This window comes from Parabacteroides sp. APC149_11_2_Y6 (assembly GCF_054506995.1).
In genome coordinates, this window is the sequence record NZ_CP173709.1 from 2,355,781 (window position 1) to 2,374,356 (window position 18,576).

The window sequence follows — 18,576 nt, forward strand, 5'->3', positions numbered from 1 at the left end:
AAATATAAAAAATAATTTTCGATATTCAGTCCATTCCTTAGATTAATAAACAAGTTTTACATTATCTATCCACATCGTATTACCCGGCGAACCGATGTAGGCGCCTCCGTTGCTCGAAGTAAACTGGAGGATAAGATGTGTAGGCGTTTCATTATCTTCCGCCCAACCGATTTCCTTAATCGGAACACTCTCTCCTTCACTATTTACCGTATATCGTTCTTCCGCCTGAATCCGCATATAGGGTTCATATTCGGGACGGGAAGTAATATCCCCGTACATAACCGGAAAAGTGGCATCATTCACCCATCCGTCTGTTGAAGAGATAAAACGATGTACCAATGTTCCGATTCGCTTAGCATATACATTTCCCTCCTTATCTTCCCAACGTTTCTGTAAAAACAGGTTTACTTCCATAGAGTCGGCCCCTGCAATCTTTGTCTTACGGCTGAAGCCGGTACTGCGTATACGATAGTCTTCCGGAACCATCTTTATCTTATAATCAAAACGGATCGCTTTCGGCTTATTGGTAAAAGGGACTCCGGTGCAAAGCATACCTTGAGGATTTTTTGTCCCTTTTATCGGTTCATGTACCTTGCCTAAAAAGATTGAACCGGCAGCTACCACTTCTATATCGACAATGCCCAGCACCTTTACTTTTTCCATTCGTGTTTCCAGGCGGGCACAACTACCCTCTCCTCTTTTCTCCGGAAAAACGGATGTATTTGTTTTAACAATTCCGGCTACTTTAGCCATCACATTTGAGTTTGCCCACGGGGAACCGCCTTTATTCTGATATGCTATATTTCCGACAATCGTATCCGTCGGACCTAACTCATACAAGTATTTGGTTGCTCCTCCGATTATCTTAGACTCATGTATCTCACGCACAATCCACTTATCCATATCACCGAAAGCAATGGGAACCACCTTTTCCTGCGCTCTGACCGAAAACAGGTTATTCATACACAGGCCTAAAGCCATCAATCCCATCAACCGGCAAACTTTTATTATTCCATTAGCCCTCATTTCCATTCTTGACTTTAATAAAATCGACTCATTTTTAGTTACAAAGAATATCCCCATTCTTTTAAAGCCATCCCCCAGTTTTCTTCTACAAGATGAACCGTACGATCGTCATATTTATACTTATTCTTCTTGTATCCTTTCTTTTTACCCAGGTATTGTTCAATTTCCGGTTTGGCTTCTTCAAAACCGGGAATATCCAGTTTTTTGTATATATCTTCTGTCATCGCAAAAGCATCCTGCTCAAAATCTTCAAACTTGATTTCAACCAGATTGCCTTCCGGTATCAAATGTTTCTGTTTTTCAAATTTATAAAACAAACGACGATACACTTCAATGAAATTACTTTCAAGCTGCTCATTAGATATATCCTGCAAACGGAGAGGCTGTATTGTGTTTGTAAAGAAACTACGCGTACTTTCAAATACGGTATAGGGATTTCTTTTCAGATAGATAAACTTCGCATTGGGAAACATTTCCACCAATGTTTTTACGCGCCCTGTATGGGGAGGGTTCTTGCTCAGGAACTGAGAACCATGCGTATTCCAAAGAGAAACTTTAATCAGTTTCATAAAAGTTTCCTTAAACACTTCCCGTTCCCGATCCGTAATATTGTCGAACAACAAATAGCGGTCGCAATATTCCAGCATATGTTTCGGGAAAAACCAGAAATGATAATAGGTATAAGGCATCATATTCGCAAGAGCAAATTCTTCTTCCTGCGGCAAATCCACCTTCAGTTCCATATTATCCGTCGGGCGTTTGTCCGGCATCAGGATAGACATATTCTTTTTAAAGAAAGGCTGCCCCCATAACATCAAGTTGGGGAACACAGTCTGATAAGTCGTATTATATCCGAAATGCTTGTCGCACGAAAATACATTATGTACGAACGTTGTCCCGCTACGCCAATGTCCGAGAATGAATACCGGATCCATTTCCAACGGTTTGTCGGCTATCTTACGATAACGGGCATTTTCAAACGGTTGACACAAACTCAGTATACGGCACACGGCTTTTGTCAGGTAATACTTATTACGGAAGCCCTTGTCGATAGTCATGTTTTCCGTTACTGCCTTGAATGTTTTCCAATCGGCTCCGACTAACGTATTTATCGGCAGTTTATCAAATTCCAATAACCCCATAACTTATTTATTTTCCGTTATACATTTCACAGGAAGTCCCTGGCGTTCCAACTCCTTGCAAACAGCCTGGATTGCTTCATAATGCTCCTTTCCAATACCCAGTTCCGGCAAATTCAGAACGGCAAGAGCATCTTCTGAAACCATATCGCGCGCATCCACCCGGTCAATAATCATACCCACAGCCGAGGTATTATTCGTAATCGGGTCAATCAGGATAAATGCTCCGGTTTGCTTGTTTTTCAGATACGGGTCGAAAAGCAGTTCTTTACCGGTAGTAAAGACCACGCGTCCGATTTCATTCAGTCTCATCGGAAGTTCTTTTTCTCCCAGCATACCGTTCTCTACCGACAACTGCTCCATCGTATTTACATTCACTTTATAGCGGATGCTATCTACACGGGCACGGGTCAGGTTGGTTGTATGTTTGATATAGAATTGCTTGTTCACGTCCATCGGCTCTTCATCCATCCAGACCAACATCGCTTCAAAGTTACGGTCTACCATTGGCAGGTTATCCGGATGAACCAACATTTCACCACGGGAGACGTCTATTTCATCTTCCAATGTAATTGTGACACATTGGGGAGGAAATGCATAATCCAGTTCACCGTCATAAGTAACGATACTTTTCACTTTGGAAGTTTTACCGGATGGCAATGCCATTACGGTATCGCCCTTACGGACGATGCCACTGGCTACTTTGCCGCAGAAGCCGCGGAAATCCAGATTCGGACGTAATACATACTGTACAGGATAACGGAAATCCGCATAGTTACGATCCTGGTCAATAGGCACTGTTTCCAGAAAATCCAGTAAAGACGGACCTTCATACCAGGGAGTTCGTTCACTCTTGTCTACCACATTATCGCCATCCAATGCGGAAAGAGGAATGCAGGTGATATCCGGTATATTCAACGGCTCCACAAATTGCTTGTAATCTTCTACTATCTTGTCGAAAACCTGTTTGTCGAAGTCTACCAAGTCCATCTTGTTGACAGCCAGTACAACATGCTTGATACCCAATAAAGATACCAGATAGGTATGGCGGCGTGTCTGTGTAATCACTCCTGTGCGTGCATCAACCAAAATGATTGCCAGGTTCGCAGTAGAACCACCGGTAATCATATTACGGGTATATTGTTCGTGTCCCGGAGTATCGGCTATAATGAACTTACGGTTGTTCGTACTGAAATAGCGGTATGCCACATCAATTGTAATCCCCTGTTCACGTTCGGCTTTCAAGCCATCCAGCAACAAAGCGTAATCAATATGGTCGCCGGCATTCCCCATACGTTTGCTGTCGCGTTCAAGTGCGTCCAGCTGGTCTTCGTATATCTTTTTACTATCGAACAGCAAACGTCCTATCAACGTAGACTTTCCGTCATCTACCGAACCGGCAGTAAGGAAGCGAAGCAAATCCTTCTGCTCGTCTCTGTCCAAAAACTCTTTTATATTTAATGTAGACATAATCCTTTATTTAAAAATATCCTTCTCTTTTCTTTTGCTCCATACTTGCATCCTGGTCGAAATCGATCACACGGGTCGTACGTTCACTCTTAGTGGTGGTCATCATTTCCTCCACGATTTTTTCTATTGTATCGGCATCGCTCTCCACGGCACCGGTTAACGGCCAGCACCCTAATGTACGGAAACGAACCATGCGCATCTGGATTTTTTCGCGATACTGTTCAGGCAAACGGTCATCGTCCGCCATAATCAGATTGCCGTCCAACTCTACAATAGGACGCTCTTTAGCAAAATACAGAGGTACGATAGGTATATTTTCAAGGCGGATATACTGCCAGATATCCAGTTCTGTCCAGTTTGACAGTGGGAAAACACGGATACTTTCCCCTTTATGTACGCGTGCATTATAAATATCCCACAATTCAGGACGTTGGTTTTTCGGGTCCCACTGATGGAATTTGTCACGGAAAGAATAGATACGTTCTTTCGCACGGCTCTTTTCTTCGTCACGACGAGCACCGCCAAAAGCAGCATCAAATTTATATTTATCGAGAGCATGGAGCAATGCCTGCGTTTTCATTAAATCCGTATGGACCTTACTCCCATGAGTAAACGGACCTACACCGGCATTAAAAGCTTCCATGTTAGACTCTACAATCAGGTTCCAACCGAACTTCTTTGCATAATCATCACGAAACTGAATCATTTCTTTAAACTTCCACTTCGAATCGATATGCATCAAAGGAAAAGGCACTTTCCCCGGAGCAAACGCTTTTTCGGCAAGACGGACCATCACGGAAGAATCTTTACCGATAGAATAAAGCATAACAGGATTTTCAAATTCAGCAGCTACTTCCCGTATGATGTGAATAGACTCAGCCTCCAATTCCTGCAAATGGCTCAATTTATAATCAGACATAATTGTATTTTTATAGCTGATAACCGACAGGTGACAACCATTTTATTTTTAAAACGAGTTGCCACCTGCCAATAATCAACGGATTTGTATTTTAGGTATAATTAAATCCAATAATTTATTTACGGATTCCTCCACAGTCAAAACAGAGGTATCCAATTTTAATGCCGGATGAACCGGAGCTTCAAACGGAGCTGAAATACCGGTAAAATCCTTAATATCACCTTTACGAGCTTTGGCATACAGACCTTTCACATCCCGTCGTTCACACTCTTCTATTGGAGTATTCACATAGATTTCGAGGAAATTGTCCTCTCCTATAATAGACGACGCCAACTCACGAAGGTCGTTTGTCGGACTTATAAAAGCTGCTATGGTTATAACACCCGTATCAATAAATAGTTTGCACACTTCTGCTATCCGGCGGATATTTTCCACACGGTCTTCGGCAGAGAAGCCAAGGTTATTATTTATTCCGCTACGAATATTATCGCCATCCAAAACACGGCATAAAAGTCCACGTTCCTGCAAGGCACGTTCCAGTGCAATTGCAACCGTACTCTTACCTGACCCACTCAGTCCGGTAAACCAGACCATCACACTATGTTGTCCTAATAAACGCTCTTTATCTTTCCTACCCAACATCCGGTCGAATATCGGATAGATATTATTCTCATTTTCCATATAAACAAATATCTGCTAAATTAAAACTCCCAAATCATGGGAATGACAAATACCGAGATTAAGAAAGTTATCAGGTTAAGAGGTAACCCGATCTTTACGAAATCCGTAAATTTATAACTACCGATACCTTGCACAATCAAATTGGTCTGATACCCGATCGGCGTACTGAAACTTGCCGAAGCTGCCATACAAATCACAACAAAAAATGGAGTGGGATCTACTCCCAATTGCTTGGCGACAGCCAATGCAATTGGGAAACTCAATGCAGCAGCTGCATTGTTAGTAATCAATTCCGTAAAGATATTGGTGATAATAAAAACGATAGCCAGCAACATATAAGGTCCCATATCCGAAGATACTCCGATAATATAATGGGCAATCAGGGACGCAAATCCGGAATTTTCCATTGCTTTACTGATTGCAAATGCACAAGCAATTGTAATCAGAATATCCCATGAAATATATTTTGTATACTTTTTAGGCGGAAATATCTTTGTCCATGCCATAATAATCGTTGTTATACAGACAAAGAAAAACATATCCAGATGGAGTTCCGGAAAAGCTTCTTTCACGGAAGGCAATTCACCAATTGTTGCACCGGTAATCATAAAGATAAGCAATCCGAGTGCCAACCAGCGTTTTTTCTTAGAAACAGGCTCCATTCCGTCATTCCCATTTGCCAACAATAAGAAAACACTGGATTCACCCCATGTCGGGATGAATGAATCATCCGCCCAAAGGACTAAAGTGTCTCCTTCATGGAAAACGACTTTATCCAAATCATGCGTATAACGTTCTCCCCCGCTTTTCACTTCCTTGATAATAGCGCCGTAATGACGGGTAAAATTAAATTCTCCTAATGTTTTATTGATACCGGGAAAACGAGCACCTAATACGGCCTCCACCCTATGTAAATTTCCGGGATTACCATCTTCATCATCCTCCATATATTTATCAGTTCTGGAATCCGGAAGCAATTTACTTGAGAAAATAAAAAGATAAATAAGACCTGCCAATGCAATAAAAATACCGACTCTTCCGAGTTCAAACATAGTAAAACCTTCATATCCGGCTTCCAATATCATACCGTGTACCACCAGATTGGTGGAAGTTCCGATCAAAGTACAGATACCGCCCAAAATGGTTACATAAGACAGAGGTATTAAAAATTTGGTTGCCGGCAATTTTACAGATTCAGCCCAACGTTTAATAATCGGAGCAAAAATAACAACAACCGGAGTATTATTTAAAAAGGCAGAAATAAAAGCGATAGGAGGCAACATACGGAGTTGAGCTTTAAAAATAGTGGTCTTCCCTTCGGGTAGCAACTTTTTTATCAATTGTCCCAATGCTCCACTCTGACGAACCCCTTCACTCACAAGAAAAAGCATCGCCACAGTAATCATCCCTTTATTGCTGAAACCTTCCAGCATTTCTTTCGGAGTCAGTATACCTGCACATAAAAAGAGAACGACAACAGTAAGCAATACCATTCCCGGCCTCATTCTATCCCATACCAACGCCATAATCATGCCAACCAACGTCAGCAAGACAAATATTATTTCGAAATTCATTCTAACCCACGTCTATTTTATGCTCAATTCAGACAGGGTACAAATGTAATAAGAATATCTTTTTCATTCTTACTATGATAACCTATTTTAAATCTTATATTGTTTACAACCCTAAATAATCAGGATATAGAAGAATTTTATGTTAAAGAGCCTTCACAATAAACCATGGATTATGCAAATCTTCCTTATTGTATTGCAATGGCGTTTTGCCATCTATATGGAAAATATCACATCCGGCAGCTTTTGCTATTGCATGTCCGGCCGCCGTATCCCACTCCATTGTCGGGGCAAACCGCGGATATATATCGGCAGAGCCATCTGCTACCAGGCAAATTTTAAGACTGCTTCCGCTGCTAATCAGTGTAACGGGCTGTCCCTGTTTTCTCAAATTCTCGATGAAAGCGGTTGTTTCTTCTGTTTGATGCGAACGAGAAGCTACGACAACGACCCCTTGGTGTCCCATAAGTTGTGGCAAGCGTATTGCTTTAGCTTGAATTTCCTCCATAGAAGGTTGTACGGTACTGTCTATACCGGTTATTTTGTAAGCACCTGCTTCTTGCGAGGCAAAATAAAGTTCTTTACGAACAGGGACATAAATAACACCCATTACCGGAACTCCTTTTTTGACAAGAGCAATATTTACGGTAAACTCCCCGTTTCTTTTAATAAATTCTTTAGTTCCATCCAATGGGTCTACGATCCAAAGTGTGTCCCACTTCGAACGCGTTTTAAACGGGACTTCTTTGCCTTCCTCACTCAATATAGGGAATGAAGTGACGGACAATATGCCTGTAATTATTTTATTCGCATTTTTGTCCGCTATAGTCAATGGGGAATTATCCGCTTTTTTTTCTATTTGAAAATCTGCACTCGGGTCTGTATAGACGTCCATAATAGCTTTGCCTGCATCCAAGGCAGCACGAATTGCTATATATAAATAGTTTGTTACCATTATTTTGCATTTATTGGTTCGTAATACACAAATATAGAGATTAATTTGAGAATCCGGCAATCATTTTTAAACTATTATTTCCTTCAATGTTCTTAATAAAGGGGATACACTTCTATTTTTTTGTATCAAAAAACAAACATTATAAATATTAAATGAAATATATGCTCCAACTAATGTTACTGTTTATCATCTTATTTGGGATTATTCGTATCTTTCGGGAAAAGTATGCTAAAACATATAAATAAAAGGGAATGAGCCTCAGCTACACAAACTTTAAACTAAACAGTATGTTAAATGTTATTTCTAAAAAAGGTAAATAAAATATGAACTTAGGTCGTTGGATGAATGAACTCCTCATACATTGGGGAATCAATCCGAAAGTAGCGAACACTTTTGATGAAATCATCATTGCTGTCTTACTACTTTTGGTTGCAATAGCACTGGATTACATGTGCCAGGCTATTTTTGTAGGAAGCATACGGAAGCTAACCCAGCATACCCATTTCAAATGGGATACATTGCTTATAAAACGAAAAGTTATACATAACCTGGTGCACACCATACCTGGCATATTGGTCTATGCCTTGTTACCGATGGCTTTTATCAAAGGCAGGGGCCTGTTATTACTATCCCAAAAAGTTTGTGCAGTCTATATTATATTTGTTCTTCTACTGGCAATAAACGGAATGATTTTATTTTTCCTGGATTTATACAATCAAAAAGAAGTCAGCAAACACAAACCCATCAAAGGCTTTATGCAAGTTTTGCAGGTTCTTTTGTTTTTTATCGGGGGAATTATCATCATTGCTGTTCTTATAGGGAAATCACCGGCTACTTTATTTGCCGGATTAGGTGCTTCAGCTGCTATTTTAATGTTGGTGTTCAAAGATTCCATACTTGGATTTGTTGCCGGTATACAACTTTCGGCAAATGACATGCTCCGTCCCGGAGACTGGATAACAGTTCCGGCATCCAATGCAAACGGGATTGTACTGGAAATTACACTGAATACCGTCAAAATACAGAACTTCGACAATACGATTTCGACCATTCCTCCCTATACCTTGGTAAACGGAAGTTTCCAAAACTGGCGGGGCATGACAGAATCGGGCGGACGCCGCGTAATGAAAACAATCATTCTCGACCTGCACACCATCAAATTCTGCACACCTGAAATATTGGAGAATCTCAGAAAAGATATACCCCTTATGGCAGATTATAAACCGGATGAAGGAGTGGTCCCCACCAACTCCCAGCTATTCCGTGTATATATAGAGAAATATTTAAATTCCCTGCCTGTAGTAAATACAAGCCTTGATTTAATCATCAGCCAGTTGCAATCCACAGAATACGGAGTTCCTATTCAGATTTATTTCTTCTCACGCAATAAAGTATGGAAAGAATACGAACGTATCCAATCGGATATATTCGACCACCTTTTTGCTATGGTTCCTAAATTTGATTTAAAGGTATACCAATATTCGGATTGATAAGTTCAAGTATTTTTTTAGTTTTGTACACCTAATCTCATTATACACTAAATAATACATACTGAATGAAAGAATGGATAAATAATCTCCTGACAGAATTAGGCATTACAAACTTAGGGAGTAATTTGATACATAACATCCTTGTCCTGTCGCTAATTATCATAGTGACAGTCATCATCGACTATACTTGCCGGTATATATTTCTCGGCATGTTCAAACGTCTGGCAAAAAAGACAAAAAATCAATGGGACGACCTTATTGTCGAGAAAAAGATCATCAACAAACTGATGCATCTGATACCCGCCATACTGGTTTGTGTAATGCTTCCTTTTGCCTTCCCTCCCGAAGAAATGCCTAAAACGCTCGCATTCCTCCAGGTTATATGCAAAATATATATTATTGCCGTTTCACTCCGGTTTATCAATTCATCACTGAATGTAGTTCATGAAATCTATAACCGGAAAGAAACGATGAAAAACAAACCCCTTAAAGGTTTTATCCAGCTATTGCAGGTATCCGTATTTTTCGTCGGAGGGATAATAATCATAAGCATCCTGATAGGAAAGTCACCAACTACTTTATTTGCCGGATTGGGAGCTTCGGCTGCAATCCTCATGCTGGTATTCAAAGATACAATTCTGGGATTTGTTGCCGGCATACAACTTTCCGCCAATGATATGCTTCGTCCGGGCGACTGGATTACTATGGATAAATATGGGGCAAACGGAACGGTTATCGAAGTTACCCTGAATGCTGTCAAGGTAAAGAATTTCGATAATACCATTACCACTATCCCACCCTATGTATTGGTTAGCGATGCATTCCAGAACTGGCGGGGCATGTCCGAATCGCCAGGCAGACGCATCAAACGTTCTATCAATATCGACATGAACAGCGTATGTTTCTGTACTCCGGAAATGCTTTCCAAATTCCGTAAAATATCCTTGCTTACCGAATACATAGATAATACGGAAAAAGAACTGGAAACCTATAATGAGGAACATAACATAGACGGTTCCATCCGCGTGAACGGACGTAGACAAACCAATATCGGAGTCTTCCGCGCCTACCTTGTAAACTATCTACGAAGCCTCCCCCATGTCAGTAAAGAACTGACCTGCATGGTCCGTCAGCTCCAACCTACAGAAACAGGTATTCCTATTGAACTCTATTTCTTCTCTTCCATTAAGGAATGGGTTCCCTACGAGGGCATTCAATCGGATGTTTTCGACCATGTACTGGCTGTTATTCCTGAGTTTGGACTCAGCGTCTTCCAGAACATATCAGGAAGCGATTTACGCAGCCTGAAAGATTCTTTTAACTGATTTCCTGCCATTCATGGCGGGAAATTTCCTCATAACTAAAAGGAGGTTCCGAATATTCCAGAACAGGATCTACTCTAATAAGACGATCGTCGCCAACTTCTATCATATAACCTTGATTATCTATAGTTGTAACAGAAGTTGAATAATCATCACAATTCTCCTTTCTGTATAACATGGCATGTTTCATGGAATAATCAGCGTCATTTTCTGCCGGTAATGTAAGCCATGCCATTACCTTCGGTGAATGCTCTTCATCATCCATATTAAATAAATGGTCCACCAACCAATAGAAAATACAAAATTCCATGTCGTAAGGACAAGTCAAGGCAAATACTTTATCTTTTATCTGATGCAAATTTATGACAGCAACATATTCCATTTCATTATATAAATCGCAAAACTCACTAACATACTCCTCTACCTGTCTCCTGTCAGCCCCTACGATAATAACCATTTTATCATTAGGCTCCGGTACTGTCGGCTTAACCTTTGCAGCTTTTATTTGTTCATATTTCTTCTTATTTATACGGTGCCTGACTGCCATATAAGCAATGAACAAAGCCACAGCTCCCAGGATAAAAAAGATTTTCTTGTTCTTCTTGCCAGCATGCCTTTCGGCTACCCAGGCATTATCCGGATTAAAAACTACAGGAATAAATTTCCGATAAGCAATATTCTCTCCATTTTTCTTAGCAGGTACCCAGTTCCCTTCAGACAGATAAACCAACCGCTTTGCTTCCTCTTTTAAAGAAGCATCTGCTCCATTGGTTATCACATCCACATCGGAAACAGAACCATCCGCACCGATGGTGCAAGCAACAAGAATCGTTTCCCCATTCTTCAACTCACTGGCATCCTTCGGATACACCATAGCGTCATTGAAGAAATTTGCCATAGCATATCTTCCACCTTTAAATTCAGGAAAAGTAAAGTCCGCCCCATCCCTATAATCTACCGGACTATATCCCCCCTCGGAGTCTTTTTGCATATATGTCGCATAATAAAGACCATCTGCCCCTTTTTCAAAAGATATAATGCGACGTCCCAGTAAATAAAGCTCACTACCGGATACAGACTCATCTTCCGAAGAGAACAACTCCATTTCAATAAATCCTATTTTTATATCCTGAAAATGGCATTTGTCCGCTAATGTCAAATACAAGCGTTGGTGAATCATACTCCCGGCCCTGTCTTTCTTTTCCTCTTGGGTAAAACGATATTTGTCACTCAACTTTACTTCTTCCTTATCACCGTTAACCAAGAAATAAGTCAGACGGATTCTTGCATTATCCAACAAAGGAACAGGATCTGAAATAATTCCGCTACGCAATTCATTAGGTATAGTAACAACCGAAAAAGTGCCTTCATTTACAGCATCTGTTTCCCAATCCCTATCCCCTGCCGGGAAGGTAGCATCCATCTTAAAGATAGTAGGCTCATTTGAACCTTTTAACGGCTCATCTATACAAAGGCTATCCAGATAAGGTTTCACCCGTTCTTTCATTTCAGGGGCAGGTCCCAACAATAAAACAGAAGACTCTCCTGATGCTACTTCTGGTAAGCATATAAAGGACAATAGAAAGAGTATGTTTTTTATTTTCATTATAATAAGTAGTAGTATTTGTTTATATCAATATCAAAACTGAAAATAAATGAATGGCTGTACCCCGGCACTTTTAAACTGGACAACTATAAATATAGCAGTAGCCAACATTAATGCCTGTACCAACAATGGAGAACGAGTCACAACACCTTGCAACGCATTCTCTGCCGATTTCGGCATAAAATGGAGCAGATACCCCACCACCATCAGAGTAAAGACTCCTTTATATCCCAGTATAAACTGGAAGAATACCTCCGGATGGAAATTCGTAAATATCTGGGTAAGCATCTCCTGCACCGTTTTCATCGAATCGGCACGAAAGAAAATCCATCCGAAACAAACCAAATGGAATGTAATCAGGATTCCCAAAAACCTACGCCAAGGTTTCATTTCCGCACCTATAGGCTTAAAGCTGCTGAAATGGTTCATAATGAATTTATGCACAGCCAATGCAACTCCATGCAATGCTCCCCAAAGAATAAAACTAACAGAAGCACCATGCCATAAACCACCGAGCAACATCGTTATAAGCAAATTAATATAAGTACGAATTTTCCCTTTTCGGTTTCCACCGAGCGAAATATACAAATAATCTTTCAACCAGGATGAAAGAGAAATATGCCAACGCCTCCAAAATTCCGTAATCGTTGCCGATTGGTAAGGCGAATCAAAGTTTATATTAAAACGGAACCCCAGCAACAGTGCTATGCCGATTGCCATATCCGAATAACCGGAGAAGTCACAATAGATCTGTAATGCATACCCATACACACCCAATAAATTCTCGACTCCGGTATAGAGCAATGGTGCATCAAATATACGGTCTACAAAATTCAAACTGATATAATCGGAAATAACTGTCTTTTTGAAAAGCCCGCACAATACGAGGAACAAACCTTCCCCGAACTGAGCACGCGTAACCGTCGGTTCTTTATAAATCTGGGGCAGAAAATCACGGGCACGTACAATTGGTCCTGCCACCAACTGGGGGAAGAAGGAAACATAAAATACATAATCGATCCAACGATGAAGAGGCTGGATACGTCCTCTATATACATCAATAACATAGCTTATGCTCTGGAATGTGAAGAACGAAATACCTACCGGAAGAAATATATCCAAAGGTTGATAGGTTACATGTTGTAAAGAGGTATTACCTAAATGGAAACCGATTTCTCTTCCTACTGTTGCTATAATTTCACGCAAAAAATTAAAATACTTGAAATAACCCAGTACTCCCAGATTGACACACAGACTCAATGTCACCCACAATTTGCGTTTCACCACCGATACCGTACGATCAAGCGCTTGTGCAATACAAAAGTCGGAAGTAGCCGTAAACAACAACAGGAGAAACCATATCCCACTACTCTTGTAATAGAAATAAAGAGAAAACAATGTTACATAAATAATACGCGCCAGCAAATGTTTCCTCAAAGACATATAAATAATAAGGAAACCTATAAACAGAAAAAAGAACAATCCGCTGCTGAACAGCATCGGCGCATTATGTTGATAGACAAAAATATCTTCTAATTTTTCAAATGAAAAAAGCGAACCATAATAATCGCTAATATTCCTCACAAACTCAACCATCTCTTTTTGATTTTCAAATCTCAAATTCCAACTTTCATCTCTTCATTATAGGTTTGCATCAGGGCACGATATAGCAAAGTTCCCTGTTCCCTGTATCCTTCTTTGGAAAAATGGATACGATCCCTGCCCATCAAACCATTTTTATACCACTTGGTACAAGAATTTTTGCCTCCGGTAGCAGCAAACAAATCCCAACAAGCAACACTATCTTTACGGGCTATATCTACGATTACCTTTGCTGCAATCTGAGTATTACTGTTACGGACATAGGTTCGTTTTTTATTTACATAGGTTCGCTTATAACATTCCGGAGGGGTAGTCAGTAAAATTGCCGTTTCCGGCATATATTTTTTCGCCAGGGAGACAAAGGTATCCACTTGCCCGGCAAATTCATCCCGGTTAAAACGCCGCCCGAAAGTCTCGTTCGTTCCTAAAGAAACAATAAGTAAGGATGGCTTTAATAAGGCAAGTTGGCGAATATAATTCTCATCCGTATAATTAATAAACATTGCCCCATTCACCCCGATAGAATGATATAAAATACCAGGGTTACCATTAGTCAGGTTAAAACCATAATATACATTTTTAAATGAAGAAGCAGGTAGCAACTGGTCGGTTCCCTGCTTGCGGCGGGTGCTATGTAATTGAAGCGTATCCGTCAGGCGCGAAAGATAAAAAGTATCAGCAACAACATCCATCTCACCGGAACCACCAGCCAGATGTGCATCCACCAATCCCTTCGATGCTCCAGCCGGTAACATAGGCATGGATTTCCCGCCCCGGTAAAGTATTGCACGATTAAAATCATAACCGGCACCATTATTAGGAGCAATTATCAAATCCAGATTAATTGAAGGGGAAACGGACTGTATGCCAATCCCGCCTATTCCGACCGGGCATTTCTTTACATGCTGGATAGTCCGTCCTGCCACCCACTCTTTTGCCGCAGACGAGATGAAATAATCATCAGGTTCGTTTGTTTTGCTCAATTTCAAAGGAGCTACCCAACCACGCCCCGCATTTCCAAACCGTTCATGGAAAAGACGCATTACCTTTCCCGAATAATAACCAGCCTGAATATGGGAATCGCCCAAATGGACGATGGTAAGGACCGTATCTTTACCCACTTGCAAAGAATCCAAGCCATCGAAAAAACGTTTCAACTCCGAAAAGTCTTTTGAATATTCACTTGCTGCCAATGGTAACAACACGGAATCTTTCTGTGCTCCTACTTTATAGGACAAAGACGGCAAGGATACAGCTTCTATTACGGCATCCGGCCCCGTATCAGTAGTTTCAGAGACTGTATTTCCGGCTCTCCCGGCAAAGGTTGCCAAAGCAATCAGTCCTGAACCGGCCAATATATTAATAAACCACTTTATCTGCTTCATCATAAAAGTCCTTTTCCAATAATATAGCTTTCAATAAAGCGGAAGCGATTTCTCTCCCCCCTCTGAAACTTAAATGTGTATAATCTTTGCTTGCCCAGTTGTTATTAACAAACCGGACCATGCTGTTTTCTCCTCCCATTGCCCCGAATACATTCCAGAAAGCGATACCTGTACGGCGCGCTATCTGACGTTGGGCATGGAGCAATGCCAGTACCGCCGGCATTGTTTGAAATTCCCCATCTATCTGGTGGCTGCGATCTGAAACTCCTAAAAGCAAAATATCCGCATCCGGAAAACACGCTTGTACCCGGTGAATCGCTTCTTCCATTCGTTTGGTATACCAGCCATATTGCAACATCTCATCGCTTACGACATTCAAACCATACTGAAGAATAATCAAGTCATAAGAACGTATCTCATTCAATTGCTGGCAACGGGAAATATCCAAACGTGAAAGTACCATACCCGAATTTCCACGCAGAGAATAATTATCTACGATTACCCCTGTATTATCTTCCAATGCAACTCCCAGCACTTGCAAACCATCCGCTTCGGTAAATGAGAAAGACGCTTCGGTAAAAGAGCCCTCGCGTTCATACTGCCGGATAGTAGATGTAGAAGGCAGAGCTTCCATTATCGTGTCCCCGTTGCAAACAAGCTGCATATGGGTACTCGTATTTTGCTCGTACAATAATTTGACAGACGAAACCGTTTGTAATTCCGGATAACTTTTCGTCGTTTTTACAGAAAGAGTAGCTTCTTTATCCTGCGGACTGAATGTCATTCCGGAAAGCGTATAAGCATGATCATGATCCGTCAAAATGGATGAAGTTATCCACCCTTTCGCTTTTTGTTCTATAGTCGGGCGAAACTGCGAAGCCACAGAGGTGACCGGAACAAAGCCCACACCATGCCCTCCGAACTTTTTCTGCAAACCGGAACGAAAATCGGCAACAAGAATATCGCCTTCGATAAAAGAATCCCCAAGAAAGGCTACCCGTGCCGGACGTCTCTCTTCATGACTGTTTTTAAGAGCTGCAAAAAAACGTTTCAGACCGACATGCCCTACCGAATAATCTTCTATACGGATACCCAAAGAATCTGCACCCTGTTCGGCATGCATCACACGATAAAGGGAATCACGCTGAACCAATGCTATCGAATCCATATTCGATACTTTCAGCAAGGAATCCCGTATTGCTACCGAATCTATTTCCAATGTATCCGGTTGTTCCAATTGTGTGCGCAATGAGTCAAGGGACGAAGAAGAAGGCTTTACCCGCAAATCGGATAACAAATCCACTTTCTTTATTTTCATTCCGAACAAAGAATCCGGCAAATGATACAAACCTAAACAAATAGCTAACGTAATAAGCAGCAGGGCTAAAAGCCTGCCGAAACTATTCTCTTTATTCATCTAATCTATTCTTTCGAGGGTACAAAGATAGTGATAATATGATGCCATACTTACGTAATTCGCAATTTATGCCTAACTTCACTGCGCATTTGTATAAATATTCAAACACACAATCAAATGGAGGAACCTAAAAATAAAAACTGGAAAGTGTTGGATAGTGAATATCTTTCCCATGAACCCTGGTATACCGTACGCCGTGATAAAGTACAATTGTCCAACGGAAATATTATCCCTTCTTATTACATTCTCGAATATCCGGACTGGATCAATGTCATAGCCATTACAAAAGGCAAAAAGTTTATTTTTATCAGTCAATATCGCCATGGCATAGGCAAGGCCTATTATGAATTATGTGCAGGTGTTTGCGAAAAGGAAGATGCTTCTCCTCTTGTATCCGCGCAACGGGAACTGGAAGAAGAAACCGGATATGGCAAGGGCAATTGGGAAAAAATCATGGAAATATCAGCCAACCCCAGTACCCACACGAATATCACCCATTGCTATCTTGCAACAGATGTGGAACCGGTGGCCGCTCAGCATCTGGAAGCAACGGAAGACCTGACCGTCCATTTGCTTACTCTTGATGAGGTCAAAGAGCTATTGCTGACAGACAAAATCAAGCAAGCAACCCATGCCGCTCCTCTTTGGAAATATATCGCAGAGAACCACCTGTTATAATTTTATTTCACCCGGGAATAATTTTATTTCCATTCGACAAAATCTGTTTTCGAGGCGGTCAAAAGCATTTTTGACCGCCTCGAAAATATTAACGACGCCCTCGAAAATATTTTTGACCACGCCGAAAACAAATTTATACGGGTACTTTTTGAAAAAGAAACGGGTATAAATTTATTTTCATTGCAATGAAATTTTTACCTTTACCCCCACGTTTTACAAACACTGGGCTATGTTTACAAAAAATACAATCTGCATATTAACTATTACTCTCCTTTCGTTTTTCGCTTTTCCACTACAAGCACAGGATGCTGTTTATCCTAAAAAAGGGGAAGGCATTACTTTACTTCTCAAACGTTACGGACGAACCGGGCAAGATTACCATAAGCAATTTATAGAACTTAATAAAAACAAACTGGGACCGGGTAAATCGCTGAAAATGGGAGTTAAATATAAACTGCCTCCAATTAAAGGGAAAGAAACCACAACCCGGAATACAACCAAAAACTCCAACACGAATACCAGCACAAGTAAATCCAAAAACCATGAACCGCTCTTCGGGAATAAATTAGCCCACTATAAAGTAGAATCAAACGAGTTGAAAGGAGCCTGCTTCTACCTGGTAAGCGGACATGGAGGCCCCGACCCCGGCGCTATAGGAAAAATAGGGAAAATACAGTTGCACGAAGACGAATATGCTTACGATATCGTTCTCCGTCTGGCACGATGCCTAATGACAAAAGGAGCGAAAGTCCACATGATTATTCAGGATGCCAAAGATGGTATCCGGGATGACAAATATCTTTCCAACAGCAAACGTGAAACATGCATGGGAAGTCCTATTCCATTCAACCAGGTACGACGTTTGCAACAGCGTTGCGACAAAATAAACAGCCTTTTCAAGAAAGATAAGGAATTATACAAGCGGGCTATTTTCGTACATGTAGATAGCCGGAGTAAAGGGCACCAAACGGACGTATTCTTTTATCATTCCGACAAAAGTTCGGAAAGCAAGCATCTGGCAAGAACCATGAAAAATACATTTAGCCATAAATATAGTAAACACCAGCCAGGAAGAGGGTTCACCGGAACCGTAAGCGGCAGAGGGCTTTATGTATTAAAGCGGACCACTCCCCCTTCCGTTTTTGTAGAACTGGGAAATATACAAAACAGTTATGACCAGCAACGCATAATCCTGAGTAATAACCGGCAAGCACTGGCAAACTGGCTGTGCGAAGGATTTATTGCAGACTACAAACGATATAAGAAAAAGGTCAAATAATACTTTCCCTCGAAATTATTAAGTTTTACTTTTACA

General features: G+C 40.9%; 15 protein-coding genes. 4 read left to right on the forward strand and 11 right to left on the reverse strand.

Annotated features, from left to right (window positions below; genetic code table 11):
• Positions 1 to 42: 42 nt before the first annotated feature.
• The 7 genes from ACGE0T_RS09590 to cysQ all read right to left on the reverse strand — a co-directional run bounded on the left by ACGE0T_RS09590 (position 43) and on the right by cysQ (position 7,761).
• Positions 43 to 990, reverse strand: a complete 948-nt coding sequence (locus tag ACGE0T_RS09590) for a PCMD domain-containing protein (protein ID WP_459190450.1) — start codon at positions 988 to 990, stop codon at positions 43 to 45.
• A gap of 74 nt (positions 991 to 1,064) precedes the next feature.
• Positions 1,065 to 2,168: a sulfotransferase family protein gene (locus ACGE0T_RS09595; protein WP_459190239.1), complete on the reverse strand. Its 1,104-nt coding sequence runs from the start codon at positions 2,166 to 2,168 to the stop codon at positions 1,065 to 1,067.
• Positions 2,169 to 2,171: 3 nt separating this feature from the next.
• Positions 2,172 to 3,635 carry a sulfate adenylyltransferase subunit CysN gene (cysN, locus tag ACGE0T_RS09600; protein ID WP_459190240.1) on the reverse strand — a complete coding sequence of 488 codons (1,464 nt, stop codon included), beginning with the start codon at positions 3,633 to 3,635 and terminating at the stop codon, positions 2,172 to 2,174.
• 10 nt (positions 3,636 to 3,645) lie between these two features.
• Entirely contained in the window at positions 3,646 to 4,557 is a 912-nt protein-coding gene (cysD, locus tag ACGE0T_RS09605) for a sulfate adenylyltransferase subunit CysD (protein WP_459190451.1), read from the reverse strand.
• Between the two features lie 72 nt (positions 4,558 to 4,629).
• Entirely contained in the window at positions 4,630 to 5,235 is a 606-nt protein-coding gene (gene cysC, locus ACGE0T_RS09610) for an adenylyl-sulfate kinase (protein WP_459190241.1), read from the reverse strand.
• Between the two features lie 20 nt (positions 5,236 to 5,255).
• Positions 5,256 to 6,809: an SLC13 family permease gene (locus ACGE0T_RS09615; protein ID WP_459190242.1), complete on the reverse strand. Its 1,554-nt coding sequence runs from the start codon at positions 6,807 to 6,809 to the stop codon at positions 5,256 to 5,258.
• Between the two features lie 142 nt (positions 6,810 to 6,951).
• Positions 6,952 to 7,761 carry a 3'(2'),5'-bisphosphate nucleotidase CysQ gene (cysQ, locus tag ACGE0T_RS09620; RefSeq protein WP_459190243.1) on the reverse strand — a complete coding sequence of 270 codons (810 nt, stop codon included), beginning with the start codon at positions 7,759 to 7,761 and terminating at the stop codon, positions 6,952 to 6,954.
• 323 nt (positions 7,762 to 8,084) lie between these two features.
• Between cysQ and ACGE0T_RS09625 the strand changes: the two genes are divergently transcribed.
• Both ACGE0T_RS09625 and ACGE0T_RS09630 read left to right on the forward strand, forming a co-directional pair.
• Entirely contained in the window at positions 8,085 to 9,251 is a 1,167-nt protein-coding gene (locus ACGE0T_RS09625; protein WP_459190244.1) for a mechanosensitive ion channel family protein, read from the forward strand.
• 65 nt (positions 9,252 to 9,316) lie between these two features.
• Positions 9,317 to 10,576 carry a mechanosensitive ion channel family protein gene (locus ACGE0T_RS09630; protein ID WP_459190245.1) on the forward strand — a complete coding sequence of 420 codons (1,260 nt, stop codon included), beginning with the start codon at positions 9,317 to 9,319 and terminating at the stop codon, positions 10,574 to 10,576.
• On the opposite strand, the gene ACGE0T_RS09635 is transcribed toward ACGE0T_RS09630, so the two are convergent.
• From ACGE0T_RS09635 to ACGE0T_RS09650, 4 genes are read right to left on the reverse strand one after another with little or no spacing between them, the layout of a single operon-like run.
• Positions 10,569 to 12,179 (reverse strand): energy transducer TonB, encoded by a 1,611-nt coding sequence (locus tag ACGE0T_RS09635; RefSeq protein ID WP_459190246.1) that lies wholly within the window; start codon positions 12,177 to 12,179, stop codon positions 10,569 to 10,571. The genes ACGE0T_RS09630 and ACGE0T_RS09635 overlap by 8 nt on opposite strands.
• 33 nt (positions 12,180 to 12,212) lie before the next feature.
• Entirely contained in the window at positions 12,213 to 13,775 is a 1,563-nt protein-coding gene (locus tag ACGE0T_RS09640; RefSeq protein WP_459190247.1) for an MBOAT family O-acyltransferase, read from the reverse strand.
• 20 nt (positions 13,776 to 13,795) lie between these two features.
• A complete protein-coding gene (locus ACGE0T_RS09645; protein ID WP_459190248.1) occupies positions 13,796 to 15,169 on the reverse strand; it encodes a GDSL-type esterase/lipase family protein in 1,374 nt (457 codons plus the stop codon).
• The gene (locus ACGE0T_RS09650) at positions 15,141 to 16,583 is read right to left on the reverse strand and encodes an SGNH/GDSL hydrolase family protein (RefSeq protein WP_459190249.1); all 1,443 of its coding nucleotides are present in this window, start codon (positions 16,581 to 16,583) and stop codon (positions 15,141 to 15,143) included. Before ACGE0T_RS09650 ends, ACGE0T_RS09645 begins: the two co-directional genes overlap by 29 nt.
• A 117-nt stretch (positions 16,584 to 16,700) precedes the next feature.
• On the opposite strand from ACGE0T_RS09650, the gene ACGE0T_RS09655 reads away from it, so the two are divergent.
• Together ACGE0T_RS09655 and ACGE0T_RS09660 are read left to right on the forward strand one after the other, a co-directional pair.
• On the forward strand, positions 16,701 to 17,261 hold the full coding sequence (locus ACGE0T_RS09655; RefSeq protein WP_459190250.1) for an NUDIX hydrolase: 561 nt from the start codon (positions 16,701 to 16,703) through the stop codon (positions 17,259 to 17,261).
• A gap of 229 nt (positions 17,262 to 17,490) precedes the next feature.
• Positions 17,491 to 18,540 carry an N-acetylmuramoyl-L-alanine amidase family protein gene (locus ACGE0T_RS09660; RefSeq protein ID WP_459190251.1) on the forward strand — a complete coding sequence of 350 codons (1,050 nt, stop codon included), beginning with the start codon at positions 17,491 to 17,493 and terminating at the stop codon, positions 18,538 to 18,540.
• Positions 18,541 to 18,576: the final 36 nt, after the last annotated feature.